We start from the raw sequence: 15996 nt of genomic DNA, 5'->3' as shown, positions 1-15996 counted from the left end.
ATCACGAGTATATGTGGTGCTACTTTATTATTTTTGCTCTCCTCCATCAATAGGCAATTTTACCGAGCTCCGCATATGTAAATCACGTTGGGGATATGGAATCACGATATCATATTTATTGAATGTTCGTACAATCGCCTGGTTAAGCTCATTACGTACTTTAGGATAATCTTTAACGTTGGGAATCCATGAGCGCAACTGAATATTCCAAGAAGATTCTCCAAACTCTTCCAAGTAAACTTCCGGTTCGGGCTTTTTCATTACGCTGCTATTATTTTCAGCTACTTCCTCAAGCGCTTTTAACACCGTATCCAAGTCTGAGTCATACGAAACGCCAACATTTACATCCAACCGGTAGGTAGGGTCGCCGTGGGAATAATTGATCACATTTTTGGAGACAAATTCAGAGTTTGGTACTACAATTGAAATATTATTTACCGTCCGCACCATCGTAGATCGTATATTAATCTCAATAACATCTCCCTCAATATCACTGACAACCACGCGATCACCTACGCTAATGGGACGTTCAAACAGAATGATAAGCCCTGAAATAAAGTTAGACGTTACATTCTGTAGCCCAAAACCAATACCTACCGAAAGAAGTCCAAATATGACGGTGAGACTACTAAGATTGATCCCAACAAAGTTAAAAGAGATCAACACTCCAATGGTGATTATAACATATTGTGTTATTCGAGAAAGCGTATAACTCGTGCCTTCATCAACATGAAATCGCTTAAATACTTTACGATTTATTGCTCGACGAGCAAATATACCTGCGACAATAAAGAAAGTAAGGAGTAGAAAAAATGTTACAATGGAAGCCGTTGTAACCGGGACACCACTAATCGTAAATAGCTCAAAGCTTAGAACATTCTTGATATAACTAAAAAATTCTTCCCAACTCATATCACCGGCAATTAATTGCAAATTAAACAAATAGGGAAACTGTCTATAGTAAACAACTTCCCTACTGCAATATATAGCGAAATTGAATCAAAAATCAGCTTTTAAGCCATTATTTATTAGAAAGCTCCTTTTCGGTAATACTATAATCCCAAAGCTTTTCTCCATCTGATCCGTAGGTCTCCAACACTAATCGCCGGTTATCCTCTCCTCCTTTCACATGCAACATCCCAAAGTTTTGATCTTTATGAACCAGGGTCCCTTCTACTCGCTGCGGATTTTGATACTCGTTGGACTCATCTAATGTGCTATAGACGCCACTGGACAAAGGTGAAGAGGTAAACTCATAAATAGGATACCCCTCTTCGCGCTCTGTTTTAAGGAGCTCGGTAAAATGTCGATCGCCCGATATAAATAGTACGCCCGGGATATCATGCTTATCTAAAAATGCCATAAGATTATCGTATTCCTCTCCATAAGCTACCAGCGATTCATGGTCATTCATCTTATTAGTCACCTGGTTACCAACCACAATAATCTTAAAGGTAGCATAACTACCAACCAAGCTATCCTTTAACCACTGCAGCTGCGCATCTCCAAAGAAATCCTTCTCTTCGCTATCTATATTATTGGGAGCCCGATGGTAGCGATCATCCATAAAGAAAAACTCAACATCACTGTATTTATACTTAGTAAACACTCCCTTGGCTTCGGCAGTACCATAACTTGGATTTACCCAATACCGCTTAAAAATATCCAATGCCTCTTCGCGCATGCGGTAAGATCGGTCAGAATTATTAGGACCGTAATCGTGATCATCCCAGGTAGCCAGATTAACAGCATTTGCCAACAGGGGCTGCATATCCGGTGTATTCCGAGCATCTTTGAATCGGTAATCCATACGCGACTTTGAATAAAAGTCCGGTTCCCGGTAATAAACATTATCGCCCAGCCATAACATGATATCAGGATCTTGCTTATTTATTTTTCTAAGGATCTCTGTGCCCTTTCCATAGGGAGTACCCGGCCGGTCATATTTGGAATCATTAATATAGAGACAAGATCCCATTGCAACTTTAAAATCGGGAGCATCCCTGCGCCATTGCCAGAGCTCTTGCGTACTAAACTCGGTATCATACGGCAGTGAGACCTTCTCTCCTTCTATATATAAGTCATAACTGTAAGTAGCCCCTATCTTAAGATCAGCTAATTTAATGTGGGCAGTATTCGATGCAGTTGCCCGTGTTTCATTTTTAACCGATTGAACAAGATTATTTTTTTCTCCCTTCTTCCAATACTTCAGTTCAAATTCTGCCGGTTTTGTAGTTTGTAACCATAAGTTAGCCTCCTGCATCTCTACATAGCCCAACATCGGGCCGGCCTCCAATAACTCTGTCGTTTGTTGCCCATATAGAGTAACTGTTGATACAATAAGGAGTATAAAAAGTGATAATAACTTCTTTCGCATAAAACTTATTTTTTTGTCGTTATTTCAAGTCTAAGTTAGGGGTTCGATAACACATTTTCATTAAGAAGAAGTTAAGTTCCTTTTAAAATTGAATATACTTACCGATTGCCCTATTTTCAGCTTCTTTCAAAGCAACCAAAACTCTCAGTAACCTAATTTTATGCGCATCATCATCTTTGGACCTCCCGGCGCCGGCAAAGGAACCCAAGCACAACTTATAAGCAAAGAATATGGGATTCCCCACCTTTCTACCGGTGAAATATTCCGTTCTGCTATAAAAAATGAAACCCCTCTGGGCAAAGAGGTTAAATCTATCCTTGACGCAGGAGAACTGGTCCCCGATGAAAAAGTTGTTGAACTTGTTGAAGAGGAGTTAAAAGATGATAAGTACGACGATGGCTACATTTTGGATGGATTTCCTCGTACCGTTCCCCAAGCCGAGGCCTTTGATGAAATTCTTGAGAAAAAAGATAAACAGCTAGATGCTTTTTTACAGTTAGAAGTCCCGGAAGAAGAACTTGTGGACCGTATCTTAAGCCGGGGTGAGGGTCGTTCTGATGATACCCCCGAAAAAGTTAAAAACCGCCTTGAGGTATACCAAAATGAAACACAACCGGTATTAAACTACTACCAAAAGCAGGATGTAGTTATCGGTATCGATGGCGTAGGTTCTATTGAAGAGATCTTCAACAGAATTAAAGATACGTTGGATAATTAACTGATTATCTTTTACAACCGTTTTTAAAGCTCTCTGTATAATAGCAGGGAGCTTTTTTTATACCTGATAATTAACCAATAACAATTACTAACTAACCATTTAATTATATCAATAATACATTCATCGAGTTAGATTCCGCAAATTAATGGGTACACACAAAGTCGCTCTTACTATATAGAATAGTCTCTTAGCCAAACATTCGCTATAGCATTTCTATAATACCCGGGGTTACATCCATAATACTGGATGCCCCCGAAAACACTTCAGCTCCAGGTCCATATGCAAAAAGCGGTACATCATTCAGGGTATGTGTTTTTACTGATAGATCTTCCACATTTCCATGATCGCTGGATAATACTATTGTTACATCAGTTGGTTTTTCTCGGATCAAGTGCCACAGAAAACGATCATAGGTCGACAGAAATTGGTGCGCTCTTTTCATCTCCTGGCTGTGACCGGCTTTATCCGTCAAATAATATTCGTGCAGCAGCAGATCAAAGCTCTCTGCCTGCTCTAACAATCGATCTGCAGCAGCTTCGGGAGAAATATGGGGTACGTCTATGTCCAGCTGCTCTCTCCAAGCCTGCTGGGTAATCTCTGCCGTTAATGCCCTGCCCTCCTTAACATCTTCGGTACTGTTAAGAGAAAGATCAGCACTTTTTGCCATTAAGGTAGTACAGCTCCAGCGATTTCTCTCGCGAGCTTTCTCAAAAAAGATGTCGGGATAGGCATTTATAAACTGGCAGCGCTTTCCCATTTTCTGGGCCTTATGGAAAAGACTCTCCTCTTTTAAAAAAGGTTTGATTCCTGAATGCGGAAAAGGACCAAAATGTTTGCCTATTTTTAGAGATGCATTTTTTCCGCTAAACAAGGTCGTTTGCCCTGTTCCGCTCTGTGGTAGTCCTTCGACCCCAAGATTTGCATCAATCTTTCTGAATATATGCTCACTATTTTTAAAAGAAGGCGAATCGACTGTAAAATTACGATCACCCGCCATAGCCGTAAAACCCCTGTAATTAACATCACAAAATGGGTTCAATGGACCTTGTGCACCAAGACCAACACCGTCTATAAATAAAAAAAGTACGGACATTCTTATTAATCCATTAAAAGACTCATGTCATGCTGAATTCATTTCAGCATCTATTAGTTCGTTAAAGATCCTCAAAAATAATCAGGATAATACCTATTTAATAACGCCTATTATATAGGCCTTACTGCTCTAAAACCAATGTAACCGGTCCATCGTTGTTGAGCTGGACATCCATATAGGCCCCAAACTTTCCTGTCTCTATGTTTAGAGCAGAGTTATATTCAAAATAGGTGATCATCTCTTTATATAATTGTTTAGCCTTTTTGGGCCCAGCCGCCTCAAAATAACTGGGCCTGTTCCCCTGCTCATAATCCCCGTACAGGGTAAATTGGGGCACAACCAGAATTTCTCCTTCTACATCCTGAACCGATAAATTCATTTTGCCACCTTCGTCATCAAACACACGAAGCTTTAAAATCTTTTCTGCAAGCCATTCCATCTGCTCTTCGCTGTCATCTTCGTGGATACCGACCAGCAGCATCAATCCATCTGATATTTCTCCGATTCGCACATCGTCGACTGTAACACTCGCTTTTGATACCCGTTGTAGAACTACTTTCATATTTAAGTCTGTTGATAAGTGTGTGGATAAGTATGTGTATAACTTCTTCTCAAAATAGAACATTCAAAACCAACAAAATTTCTCCACAGCTTTCAACAACTTAATTTTGTTTTCCACAGGTTATCCAATCGAAAATTCGTGTCGATAACATTTTTTTCTTGACACTCACTTTTTTGTGGATTGTGGATAACCAAAATTAGTTACCGCTAAGTAATTGTTTTTTATACGATAGTTTTCCACAAAATAATCCACAATACTGTTAATAATTTTATATTGGTGTGTATCAAAAAGTTATCCACTTATCCACAGCAACTACTATGTACTACAAATATTATAATCTTATAGTATTTAGTGTTTTCCGGTGGATAATGTGGAGAAAAAATTCTTAAAAACGAGATCCAAGTTGGCTATATTCATATCAGTTAAAAAAGCGAACCTCTGAAACGTTCTGGATTTAGTATGCAAAGTCTCAAATATCCGATCGGTCAATACCAGACCCAAGATCCTATTTCTCCCAGGGATATTGCCCGCTGGATTGACGAGATTGAAGCATTACCAGAACAGCTCCGGAATGAAGTTTCAGAACTGACAACCGAACAACTTGATACTCCTTATCGGGAAAATGGTTGGACCCTTCGGCAAGTGATTCACCATATTGCTGACAGCCACTTAAATGGTTATTTACGAGTAAAACTGACACTTACAGAAGATAAACCGACCATAAAATCCTATGATCAGGATTCCTGGGCTAATCTCAGTGATACGATGCAACCTGTAGCGTCTTCACTGAAAATGATTACGGGTATTCACCAGCGTTGGACTCATGTACTAAAATCGCTGGATAAAAATCAGCTCAACCGAGAACTAGTTCATCCCGACAAAGGTATACTTGTGCTTAAAAGCCTGATTGGGCTTTATGCCTGGCACGGGAAACATCATCTGGCACACATCACAACTTTGAAAAAGCGAAAAAACTGGACGCAATGAGTAAAAAGAAATTTACCTACAAAGACGCCGGCGTTGATATCGAAGCCGGAGAAGAAATGGTAGAATCAATTAAGGGCGTAGTAAAAGAGACCCACAGCGATGCGGTATTAAGCAATATCGGTGGTTTTGGCGGTTTCTTTCGTCCGGATTTAGGAAGCTACGATGATCCTGTTTTTGTGAGCAGTGTTGACGGCGTAGGAACGAAGCTTATTGTAGCTTTTAAATCCGAAAAATATGATACGGTTGGCCAAGATCTGGTGAATCACTGCATAAACGATATAGCCGTCTGTGGTGCAGATCCCCTGTTCTTCCTGGATTACTTTTCTACCGGGAAACTGGAGCAAGATGTTGGTTACGAAGTTGTTAAAGGTTTTGCCCAAGCCTGCAAAGAAAATGGGGTAGCACTTATCGGCGGGGAAACCGCAGAAATGCCCGATATCTACAGTGAGGGCGAATTTGATCTGGCCGGAACCATTGTAGGTTTGGTTGATCGCGAAAAAGTGATCAACGGTGAAGATATTCAGAAAGGGGATCTACTGTTGGGATTCCCCAGTACGGGATTGCATACGAACGGTTATTCGCTGGCTCGTAAAGTGCTGTTTTCTGAGTATGAAGTATCTGATGAGGTAGAAGAGCTTGATGGAACCGTAGGTGAAGCACTGCTTGCAGTTCACAAATCTTATTTACCCATTATCAAAGAGCTACGAGATTTTGAAGGCGTACATGGTTTTTCTCATGTGACCGGTGGCGGAATTATTGGAAATACCAAGCGCGTAGTACCCGATGATCTTAACATCAACATAGATTGGGATGCCTGGGATCGTCCGGCTCTTTTTGAGTTAATTCAGGATATCGGGAACGTTCCCGAAGACGATATGCGATCTACTTTTAACCTGGGTATTGGCCTCATTGCTATCGTAGATGCTGATACGGCAAATAAAGTACGGGAAAAAGCTGATGCGATGAATGAAGAAGTCATTACCATTGGGAAAATTGAGTAAAGTATGTCTAATAATACTGATCAGATTCGAGAGGCTTACGATGAGTGGGCGCAAGTTTATGACTCAAAAAATAATCTGACGCGAGATCTCAACTATGAAGCGATTCGAAAAGCGTCCTTAGATCTTGAAAGTAAAGAGATCTTAGAAATTGGTTGCGGTACAGGGTTAAACACCGCATTTCTTGCTGAGCAGGCAAAAAATGTTACAGGGGTAGATATATCGGAAGAAATGTTGGCAAAGGCTCGGCAACGAGTATCTACCGGGATCGATTTTACAGTTGCGGATATTACTGAACCGTGGGATTTTAAAGATGAGTCGTTTGATCTTATCGTGGGGAATCTTGTATTAGAGCATGTCAAAGATCTCTCTCATGTATTCAGTGAAGCCTCTCGGGTACTCCGCACCGATGGGAAACTATATTTAGCTGAACTCCATCCGTATAAACAGCTGCAGCAATCACAAGCAAAGTTTACTCGTCAAGAGACAGGGGAAGAAGTATTAGTGAATGCTTTTACACACCCGGTTTCGGAATATGTTAACGAAGCGATTAATGCAGGGTTTGAGATATTAAGGATGCAGGAATATCAAAGTGAGAAAGATGATATTCCAAGGCTTATTACATTGTTTTTTGAAAAAAAGTAAATGCCAACTATAATATTTTTATTTTTGATGACAGGAAAGTAATACTCAAAGTTTATGAGTATAGTTAAAGACCAAGAGATCATCACAGTAACAAATCCGAGATAAATATAGCTATCGGTGTCAAATATAGAGCAGTATAAATAATATGTACTTTACATTTTTAAAACTACGTTTTTTAAAAGCAGTACGATCAGTTACGCTAAGCCGAGACCTGGTAACAGGAGTTTTTCTATTTTTTATTGGTTTTGTATTACTGGTAAATATTTTGGTAGTCGGTTTTTCTATGGAAATGCTTGCCGAGGAGTTTGGGTATCAAAATAATATAAGTGGTTTTATTAATACCTACCTGATCTTCTACTTTTTCACGGAAATCATATACCGTTACTTTTTACAAAAGATATCCCCTGTTGATCTTGCCAACTATTTACACTTACCCATTGGCAGACCTTCCATTATTCATTTTGTGTTATCCAACTCCTTTATATCTGCCCTGAATATTGTTCCCTTGTTACTTTTTGGGCCCATAGCAGTATCACATTTTAGTGGTGCATTTGGTACATCAGGTGCTGTTTCATGGTTATTGGCAGTATTATTAATCAGCTGGGCAATTCATTGGTTTGTGCTTTTTTTTAAACAAAAGTACGGAGAAAGTAGCATGGGACTGCTCCTTATGGCTACAGTATTTATAAGCAGCACAGCCGGCTTTTATTTTGGATGGTTTAACATTGGAAAATGGGTAGCTCCATTTTATGATTTAGCTCTAACAAGTTGGATACCTTGTGGCATCATATTTTTTATGGCTGTTTTGCTCTATTATAAAACGTTTAGGTACTACCTAAACAACGCATATATAGAGGAGCTAAGTAAAGAAAAAGACAGCCGCTATTTTACCAGTTCCATATCCGCTTTTGATCGTTTTGGTATTGCAGGTAAGATGGCTGATGTTGAATTAAAACTAATTTTGCGTCATAAGCGACCTCGGGTAATGCTGGCTCTATCCCCCCTGTTTTTATTGTATGGGCTCATTTTTTACGGGGATATGGATTTCGGTGAAGGTATTCCGGGAATGACTATTTTTGTAGGCATATTTATTACCGGCATCTTTATAATGAATTACGGGCAATATTTTTTAAGCTGGAATTCAGCCTATTTCGACTTTTTCTCATCAAATTACAAAGGTGTAGAAGCCCTGGTAACAGGTAAGTACATATTGTTTGGGGTTATTTCGTTAATATGTTTCGTATTATCTCTTCCCTATGTGTATTACGGATGGAAAGTAGTGTTGGTAAACGGAGCTACTTTTTTATTTAATATGGGAGTAACAGTAAACTGCATAGTTTTTCTGGCCTTAATGAAACCAAAGCCTATTGATCTTAATAAAAGGGCGATGTTTAACTATGAAGGCATGGGGGCGGCCCAATTTCTTATGATAATTCCCATGTTGATTTTACCGTATTTGATTTACCTGCCATTTGCATTTATGGTTAATGATATGGCAGGCGTTGCCGCACTTGCAACTACGGGAGTAATAGGAATATTCTTTCATGAAAAGTTTATTCAGCTACAAGTAAACAAAATTTTAAAGAACCAGTATAAAATTGGTTCCTCATTCAGGCAGGAGTTATGATACAAATAGAACATCTTAAAAAAGTATATAACAACGAAAAGGTATTGGATATCCCCCAGTTAGTTATCCCCAGAGCAGAATGTTTCGGGCTTGTGGGTAATAATGGAGCGGGAAAAACTACCCTTTTTCGACTTATTTTAGATCTTATTCGTCCTTCAGAAGGGACTGTTTTTTTAGAGGGTGATAACGTACGAAATACCGAAGAGTGGAAAAATAATGTAGGGGCCTACCTGGATGAGCACATGCTGTTGACCTACCTTACGGCAAGTGAATACTTTGATACTCTGCGTTCTATCTACGGGCTTTCGCAACGGGACCTGGAGCTGCACCTTCAAAAGTTTGAAGAACTGTTTAACGGAGAGATAATCGATAATGCCAAGTATATTCGCGACCTTTCTAAGGGTAATTTAAAGAAAGTTGGTATTGCTGCAGCTATGTTGGGTAACAAGAATGTTGTAATTCTGGATGAACCCTTTGAAAATCTGGATCCCAGTTCACAAAGCAGGCTTAAAAAGCTCATAACAAAAGAAAAACAACAGAATCAGGTTACCTATCTTATATCCAGTCACGATCTGGTTCATGTTACAGACGTATGTAACCGTATTGTAATTTTGGAAAAGGGAATAATTAAAAAAGATCTGAATGCTGATAAACAGCAGATGACAGAAGAGTTAGATGAATATTTCAGGGTTTAATTAACCATATAGTTAAAATTATTTTATGCCACATCTCCTTTTATTACACGGTGCTTTGGGCTGTAAAGAGCAATTCAGTGAGATTGAACCAGCACTTGCGGAGTATTTTGAAATTCATAAGCTGGACTTTGAAGGTCATGGACAGTCGGGGAAAACTGAAAGTCCATTTCGGATCTCTTATTTTGCAGAAAATGTTTTGGGATACCTCGACGAGCACGCCATAGATAAAGCAAATATTTTCGGATACAGTATGGGAGGATATGTGGCCCTGTATATAGCACTCACCCATCCTGACCGGATCAATAAAATTGGGACCCTTGGTACTATTTTACAGTGGGATAAGGAGGTGGTAAAGAGAGAGTGCCGTTATTTATACCCTAAAAAAATAGAAGAAAAAGTACCTCGTTTTGCCGATATCCTAAATCAACGACATCCCGATAGATGGAAACGGGTGGTAAGGCGTACAAAAGAGATGTTAGAACACTTAGGTATGAATCCTTCAATATCCTCTAAAGATTGGAAAGAAATTGAACACACCGTACGGTTGCATATTGGTGATAAAGATAACACAGCTGATATTGAGAAAACGGTTGAAGTTTATAAAAAGATGCCGAATAGTCAGCTTATGGTCTTGCCTAAAACGAAGCATCCTTTTGAGGCTGTAAATCAGAAGGTGTTAACGACTTCGATAATTGACTTTTTTATAAAATAAAAAAGCCCGGCCAAGATGACCGGGCTTAAAAATTAGCGTATTTTAAAGTTATACCTTCTTGAAAACTACAATACCGTTATGCCCACCAAAGCCAAAGGTGTTACTCATAGCAACATCCACTTCTTTTTCGATCGCATCATTTAGTACAATTTGAATTCCGTCGGCAATCTCTTCATCAACGTTTTCAGTATTGATAGTTGGAGGAATAATTCCCTCATTAATTGTCTTGATACTGGCGATAGCTTCAATAGCGCCGGCTGCACCAAGCAGGTGCCCCGTCATCGATTTGGTAGCATTGATATGCAGGTTATCGAGGTTATTCTCAAAAACACTGGCAATGGCTTTTGTTTCACTGATATCGCCAACAGGCGTTGATGTTGCATGTGTATTTAAGTAATCAACATCTTCAGCATTAAGTTCACTATCTTCCAGTGCTTGTTTCATCGCCATTTTAGCGCCTCGACCTTCGGGGTGGGTGGCCGTCATATGATAAGCATCAGCGGTCATAGCAGCACCGGTCACTTCCCCATAGATTTTAGCACCGCGAGCTTTTGCGTGCTCATATTCTTCCAGGATAAGAGTAGCAGCACCTTCTCCCATTACAAAGCCATCGCGATCTTTATCAAAGGGACGCGAGGCGTGCTTGGGATCGTCATTACGCTGCGACATCGCACGCATTGCAGAGAAGCCTCCGAAAGATGATTCGGTAATACCTGCTTCAGACCCACCGGTAATCATTACTTTGGCTTTCCCCCACCGGATGTAATTCATGGCATCCATAATAGCAGTATTAGAAGTAGCACATGCCGATACGGTAGCATAGTTAATACCCATCAGCCCATACTTCATTGAGATCATGCCCGGCGCCATGTTAATGATCAGTTTTGGAACAAAAAACGGGTTAAATCGTGGTTTATAATCGTTTTCTGCATAATTCTTCACCTCATTTTCAAAGGTATGCATACCTCCCTGTCCACTGCCCCATATAACGCCGGTATCAAAAGGGTCCATTTCTTCAAAATCGAGACCGGAATCCTCTACAGCCTCGTCGGTAGCTACCAACGCATATTGGCTATATGGATCGGAGCGGCGAATAGTGTTATGCTCCAGATGTTCAGAGATATCAAAGTCATTAAGTTCGCATGCAAAATGGGTGCGAAATTCAGAGGGGTCGAAATTGGTGATACGGTCGGCACCACTGACACCATTGCAAAGGTTTTCCCAAAAATCTTCAACATTGTTTCCAAGTGGGGATAATGCACCCAGTCCCGTAATGACAACTCGTTTCGGCTTACTCATTGGTAATATTTTTAGAGATGTAACTTCAGTTTTTAGTTGGTTAGCAGAGGTGTAACAACTATAAAATCTTTCGATGTTTTCTTCTTCCACTAACGGTAAACAATAAACCAAACCTAAGCGAGAAAAAGAAAGCCAATTGTTACACTCTCCCAATCATTTACCGAGATTCGCAATTATAAAGGGTCCTATTCTGTGCACGAAGCAGCTAATAGTTAACCTGATACTATGGTAGTAGGGATTATAGAATCCAGTGTAAAGACCTGATATAATTACATAAAAAATATTAATTTCGTTTGCGGGATCTCTAACATCGGTCTATCTTTTAGCACAATAAAAAAGCAATTTTTAGACCAACTACTATGGCCAAGGTTAAGCTCATTGATATTGCACACGGACGAAGCGGGGATAAAGGAGATGGCAGTAATGTAGGTATCATTGCACGACATCCGGATCTTTATCCATTTTTAAAAGAGAAGCTCACGGCTGAAGTGGTAAAAGATCATATGAAGCATATTTGTAAAGGAGAAGTCAAGAGATATGAGCTCCCTAACATTGGTGCTCTTAACTTTGTATTACACGAAAGCTTGGGCGGAGGCGGAACGGTATCTTTAAAACTTGATGCTCAGGGGAAAACTCACGCTTCTATGTTATTGCGAATGGATATTGCCGTACCTGATGATCTGCTGGCAAAAGTGAAGTAATAGGTATTTGTTGGCGACAGATGGTTATGGAGAAGTGGAATCTTTTTCTATAAATGTAATCGGTACTTTTACAACGGTATGATCCCATTCCATAACGATATTGGTAGAGTCATCCTTAATATCAGAAAACTGGAGTGTAAATATTTCAGTTGATTTGTCTTTGATTCGGGAATTTCCTTCTACTCGTAATACATCGTACGTTTTATTATAATCGAAAGCTCCCCACTGGCCAACGAGGCTATTAATAATGATAGTCCATGCACTATCTTTTCGCGGAATAGTAAAAAAGGAGTAAGTACCCGCCTCCAGTTCTTTTCCCCCAATTCTAATATCTTCTGTTGTCGTTATTTCTGTAGTTTCATTGGCTCCGGTTCGCCAAACTTCGTTATAGGCTACTATATTACCAAAAATATCACGCCCTCTTTTAGAAGGTTGTCCATAGGTAATTTTGATATAGGTATTGGTTTCGGGATGAAGGGCCCTTGCTATAGCAGTGGGACTTTTCCGACGTACAGGGTTTGGTTCTTCGGGTTTTTTAGGTTTGTCCTGTTGACATCCCACTGCTGTAATAAAAGTAATACAACTGAGACAAATAGCTGTTATAAAGTTGAATGAAGACATAAAAAAGATTCAGTAAATGCTGAAACGTGATAGTTTATTTTACAGATGAAAAGTAGCAATATCTAAAATGTTAAAAATCTCCGATAAAAATGTGAGTTTTATTTCTGCTTGCTTCATATCCCAATCCTACCCCCAGGTCGATAGCCATATTTGAAATTCTAAAACGAGCTCGTAACCCCAGTCCAAAAACAGTACGCGATTGTTCATACCAGTTATTGGCAGTAGGATCTAAGACCGTATCTGTAAAACCAACCAGGTACAGGTTATTTAGATATAATGGAAGCAAGAATCCCCCGTCATCCACAAAAAACAGTGGTATTGTATAACGGCTGTTAAAACTGACAATATTATTTGAAGCTAAAAAAACGGGATCTGAAAAAGCATTAGATACAATATTTTGATTATTGTATATGGGGGCTGTTTGGGTTATCCCTTTAATACCTAGCCGCAGCGACTGGTTCCACCTGCGCAAAGGAGAAAAATAGGTAAATAACCCTCCTTGAAAGCCCGTAGGTTCAATAAAGTCGATATCTATTCCCTTGCTGATATCTTTACTGCCCAGATAATGCTCCAGTTCGCCATATATAAGAGCCCCGGAATTTGGTTGAATATCTCTGGCGTTTTGCTGCAGACGAAAGTTGAACTGCCCATATATATTACCAATAGTGGTATTGCCAAACTCAGTTGTTAGTTCATGTCCGGAAAGGTCAATAAATCTAATTTGTGAATACCGAACTTCCGGTTCTATATAAAAACCAGTACTAAAAATATTATTATTGAGTGTAACTGAAATTGGGATACTCACAGAACCGCCCCGTTCTTGTCGCAAAAAAGGCAGGTTTTGTAAACTTCCAGAAAGAGAAAAGAATCGGTAATCCGGTCTGTTATAAAGACTGGCTTTAAAACCGGGATAAAAGGTTTTGTTCTGATAACTTAGATCATACCATGTCCGCTTTTCTAATAGGGTTACTTCTGCAGAATATGATTGATTGGACAAAGTATTGGTACTATGAAATTCCAGGCCCCATTGATATACATCCTGGTTTGAAACTTCTTCAAAAACAGGTAAAAAGGTTCGGGGTTTTAGCCAACTTATCCCCGGGCTGTAAGAGGTGCGTGGCCATTCTGAGGATTTGGTCTTTATAGAATCTGATATTGTTGAACTGTTGAGCCTGCTTTTATTTAAGGCATTGTATTGCCCTTTTGTTTTATTAACGGCTTTATCAAAAAAGTTCGAACGGGATAGTACAACAGGAAGCTGCTCATTTTTTACCTGTTGAATAAAAGCTATTCGGTTGCCATCAGGACTATAACTTCCCTCAAAGGCGTTGTACCCATTTTTTGTTATTTGGATGGTGGTTTTGCTGCTCAAATTATATTCATAGAGCTGAAAACTACCGGAGGCATCGCTGCTGAAAAGTAATTTGTTTCCATCCGGGTGCCATTGGGGATCAAAAATCGAACCCCCATCTAATGCAATATCAGGAGCTTCCTCAAGCGTATTCTCCAGAGATTCGCGGGAGGTAATCCAAAGTGCTTGAAGTCCGTTTTTATTTGCTACAATAGCTAGTGAACTATTCTTTGGATTAGTAGCAACTGCTTTAATTTCATATTCCTTGTTTTCCGCTATGATTTTGGTTTTGGAATTGGAAATCACGGGAGAATTAAGAGATACAAGACGAGATGAAGCCGGTGCTGTTTGTAATGCTAATAGATCATCTTTAAAAAAAACGGGGGCATAGTATCGGGCCTGCTGGGTAAGTTGTTCTTTCTTGTTACTTGCAAAATGATATTGAACAAGTTCAGCTTTAGAGGTTCGGTCATAAATCGGATCTGCCTCATAATAGCTATAGACCATTCGCGACCGATCGGCAGAGAGGCTATAGTTATAGTCATTAACGGTATTGGTAACAAGTAGCTGATTTAGCTGATCTGTTTGTAGGTTGTAGGAATAAAAGCCGGGCCGTTTATTATAGAATGATCCGTAAAAAATAAGTTTTGAACTGCTTAACCATTTAGGTCGGCGAATTTTTCTGCCTTTGTAGGGTAAATGGGGATGTATAACCTGCTGATCGGATGCAGTAGCACCTTTTAATTCCTGGCTATGCGTTTTTTCGAATTTATTATACAACTGCCCTGGCCATTGTCCCGTAGCATGACGAAGAGCTACCCCATAACCGAGGAACGGCCAATCCATATAGAAGTCCAGTGCTTCTTTGTTGGTTGCAGGCCCATATTTGTTGTGCAGCCATGAGGTAAATTCATAGCCCCCAATGTAATGTCTGTCAAAGGGACGCGTGTTGCTGGAATAGTGTATATGTTGGCCCATTGACCATCGTTGATTGCTCTTGAATATGGCATTAAAACGATTGGTAAAGAAGGGATAATTTCCTCGTCCTCCATTATCTGTAATACCCTCTGATTCGTGATGTACCGCAATACCCTCAACGATACCCGCTGGAATGGCACCGTGAAAAGATCGAGCAAGATCGGGTGAAAAAAGGCTGACTAGCTGCGGAATATTATAATCTCCTAAATTGCTAAACTGCATAGCATGAACCAGCTCGTGAGGGGCTACGTTTTGGAGCCATCCCCCGGTACGTGGGTTCATACTTTTACTTTTAATAGGTGGTAGTTCGATTTCTGACCGGAAATTAAAGGGATTAACAAAACCGTTAGATCGATCATTATAGTTGTTAAGTACAACAGGAAAGTTAGAAAGCTCTCCACCTACCAATTGTTGAATTGAGGTATATTGATCTTCCAACAGTTGAGCAGTTACTAATGCTGAAGAATCATTTTCCTGGTTATAAATGATTTTAAAATGATCGGTAGTAAGGGCGTGCCAGTTTTGCTGTGGTGGGCGATATTGGGTAGGGTACAGTTGGGCAAAAGCCGATTGACAATTTATTCCTAAAATTAGCAGAAAAAGAATTCCAATAATCTTACGCATACATTTCC

General features: G+C 39.7%; 15 protein-coding genes. 8 read left to right on the top strand and 7 right to left on the bottom strand.

Annotated features, from left to right (window positions below; genetic code table 11):
• Positions 1–27 precede the first annotated feature (27 nt).
• Together G3569_RS02125 and G3569_RS02120 are read right to left on the bottom strand one after the other, a co-directional pair.
• Entirely contained in the window at positions 28–912 is an 885-nt protein-coding gene (locus G3569_RS02125; RefSeq protein ID WP_165265624.1) for a mechanosensitive ion channel family protein, read from the bottom strand.
• Positions 913–1021: 109 nt separating this feature from the next.
• On the bottom strand, positions 1022–2377 hold the full coding sequence (locus G3569_RS02120) for an alkaline phosphatase D family protein (protein ID WP_165265622.1): 1356 nt from the start codon (positions 2375–2377) through the stop codon (positions 1022–1024).
• A gap of 160 nt (positions 2378–2537) precedes the next feature.
• Between G3569_RS02120 and G3569_RS02115 the strand changes: the two genes are divergently transcribed.
• Positions 2538–3095 carry an adenylate kinase gene (locus G3569_RS02115; protein ID WP_165265620.1) on the top strand — a complete coding sequence of 186 codons (558 nt, stop codon included), beginning with the start codon at positions 2538–2540 and terminating at the stop codon, positions 3093–3095.
• 202 nt (positions 3096–3297) lie between these two features.
• Here the strand turns inward: G3569_RS02115 and G3569_RS02110 are convergent, their stop codons facing one another.
• Complete coding sequence (locus G3569_RS02110) at positions 3298–4188, bottom strand: alkaline phosphatase family protein (RefSeq protein ID WP_165265619.1); 891 nt, start codon at positions 4186–4188, stop codon at positions 3298–3300.
• 121 nt (positions 4189–4309) lie between these two features.
• Positions 4310–4750 carry a D-aminoacyl-tRNA deacylase gene (gene dtd / locus G3569_RS02105; protein WP_165265617.1) on the bottom strand — a complete coding sequence of 147 codons (441 nt, stop codon included), beginning with the start codon at positions 4748–4750 and terminating at the stop codon, positions 4310–4312.
• Positions 4751–5209: 459 nt separating this feature from the next.
• Between dtd and G3569_RS02100 the strand changes: the two genes are divergently transcribed.
• From G3569_RS02100 to G3569_RS02075, 6 genes are all read left to right on the top strand, one after another.
• Positions 5210–5737, top strand: a complete 528-nt coding sequence (locus tag G3569_RS02100) for a YfiT family bacillithiol transferase (protein ID WP_165265616.1) — start codon at positions 5210–5212, stop codon at positions 5735–5737.
• On the top strand, positions 5734–6738 hold the full coding sequence (gene purM / locus G3569_RS02095) for a phosphoribosylformylglycinamidine cyclo-ligase (protein WP_165265614.1): 1005 nt from the start codon (positions 5734–5736) through the stop codon (positions 6736–6738). The genes G3569_RS02100 and purM overlap by 4 nt, the downstream gene beginning before the upstream one ends.
• A 3-nt stretch (positions 6739–6741) precedes the next feature.
• On the top strand, positions 6742–7380 hold the full coding sequence (locus G3569_RS02090) for a class I SAM-dependent methyltransferase (protein WP_165265612.1): 639 nt from the start codon (positions 6742–6744) through the stop codon (positions 7378–7380).
• 145 nt (positions 7381–7525) lie between these two features.
• Positions 7526–9007 (top strand): DUF5687 family protein, encoded by a 1482-nt coding sequence (locus G3569_RS02085; protein ID WP_165265610.1) that lies wholly within the window; start codon positions 7526–7528, stop codon positions 9005–9007.
• Positions 9004–9702: an ABC transporter ATP-binding protein gene (locus G3569_RS02080; protein ID WP_165265608.1), complete on the top strand. Its 699-nt coding sequence runs from the start codon at positions 9004–9006 to the stop codon at positions 9700–9702. Before G3569_RS02085 ends, G3569_RS02080 begins: the two co-directional genes overlap by 4 nt.
• A gap of 25 nt (positions 9703–9727) precedes the next feature.
• Complete coding sequence (locus G3569_RS02075; protein WP_165265606.1) at positions 9728–10414, top strand: alpha/beta fold hydrolase; 687 nt, start codon at positions 9728–9730, stop codon at positions 10412–10414.
• A gap of 48 nt (positions 10415–10462) precedes the next feature.
• Here G3569_RS02075 and fabF read toward each other — a convergent pair whose 3' ends face one another.
• Positions 10463–11713, bottom strand: coding sequence for a beta-ketoacyl-ACP synthase II (gene fabF / locus G3569_RS02070; protein WP_165265605.1), 1251 nt, complete (start codon positions 11711–11713; stop codon positions 10463–10465).
• A gap of 359 nt (positions 11714–12072) precedes the next feature.
• Between fabF and G3569_RS02065 the strand changes: the two genes are divergently transcribed.
• The gene (locus G3569_RS02065) at positions 12073–12414 is read left to right on the top strand and encodes an AtuA-related protein (protein ID WP_165265603.1); all 342 of its coding nucleotides are present in this window, start codon (positions 12073–12075) and stop codon (positions 12412–12414) included.
• Positions 12415–12438: 24 nt separating this feature from the next.
• On the opposite strand, the gene G3569_RS02060 is transcribed toward G3569_RS02065, so the two are convergent.
• Entirely contained in the window at positions 12439–13035 is a 597-nt protein-coding gene (locus tag G3569_RS02060; protein WP_165265601.1) for a DUF2911 domain-containing protein, read from the bottom strand.
• Between the two features lie 70 nt (positions 13036–13105).
• Complete coding sequence (locus G3569_RS02055; protein WP_165265599.1) at positions 13106–15988, bottom strand: TolB-like translocation protein; 2883 nt, start codon at positions 15986–15988, stop codon at positions 13106–13108.
• Positions 15989–15996 lie beyond the last annotated feature (8 nt).

Source organism: Fodinibius halophilus (assembly GCF_011059105.1).
In the GTDB taxonomy this organism is placed as follows: Bacteria; Bacteroidota; Rhodothermia; order Balneolales; family Balneolaceae; genus Fodinibius; species Fodinibius halophilus.
The sequence above is the reverse complement of the archived record's forward strand: the minus strand, read 5'-3'. Positions and strand labels throughout refer to the sequence as shown.

Excerpts from the sequence above, each read along its gene's own strand:
- G3569_RS02125 (WP_165265624.1), bottom strand. The coding sequence starts at position 912 with ATGAGTTGGGAAGAATTTTTTAGTTATATCAAGAATGTTCTAAGCTTT.
- G3569_RS02120 (WP_165265622.1), bottom strand. The coding sequence starts at position 2,377 with ATGCGAAAGAAGTTATTATCACTTTTTATACTCCTTATTGTATCAACA.
- G3569_RS02115 (WP_165265620.1), top strand. The coding sequence starts at position 2,538 with ATGCGCATCATCATCTTTGGACCTCCCGGCGCCGGCAAAGGAACCCAA.
- G3569_RS02110 (WP_165265619.1), bottom strand. The coding sequence starts at position 4,188 with ATGTCCGTACTTTTTTTATTTATAGACGGTGTTGGTCTTGGTGCACAA.
- dtd (WP_165265617.1), bottom strand. The coding sequence starts at position 4,750 with ATGAAAGTAGTTCTACAACGGGTATCAAAAGCGAGTGTTACAGTCGAC.
- G3569_RS02100 (WP_165265616.1), top strand. The coding sequence starts at position 5,210 with ATGCAAAGTCTCAAATATCCGATCGGTCAATACCAGACCCAAGATCCT.
- purM (WP_165265614.1), top strand. The coding sequence starts at position 5,734 with ATGAGTAAAAAGAAATTTACCTACAAAGACGCCGGCGTTGATATCGAA.
- G3569_RS02090 (WP_165265612.1), top strand. The coding sequence starts at position 6,742 with ATGTCTAATAATACTGATCAGATTCGAGAGGCTTACGATGAGTGGGCG.
- G3569_RS02085 (WP_165265610.1), top strand. The coding sequence starts at position 7,526 with ATGTACTTTACATTTTTAAAACTACGTTTTTTAAAAGCAGTACGATCA.
- G3569_RS02080 (WP_165265608.1), top strand. The coding sequence starts at position 9,004 with ATGATACAAATAGAACATCTTAAAAAAGTATATAACAACGAAAAGGTA.
- G3569_RS02075 (WP_165265606.1), top strand. The coding sequence starts at position 9,728 with ATGCCACATCTCCTTTTATTACACGGTGCTTTGGGCTGTAAAGAGCAA.
- fabF (WP_165265605.1), bottom strand. The coding sequence starts at position 11,713 with ATGAGTAAGCCGAAACGAGTTGTCATTACGGGACTGGGTGCATTATCC.
- G3569_RS02065 (WP_165265603.1), top strand. The coding sequence starts at position 12,073 with ATGGCCAAGGTTAAGCTCATTGATATTGCACACGGACGAAGCGGGGAT.
- G3569_RS02060 (WP_165265601.1), bottom strand. The coding sequence starts at position 13,035 with ATGTCTTCATTCAACTTTATAACAGCTATTTGTCTCAGTTGTATTACT.
- G3569_RS02055 (WP_165265599.1), bottom strand. The coding sequence starts at position 15,988 with ATGCGTAAGATTATTGGAATTCTTTTTCTGCTAATTTTAGGAATAAAT.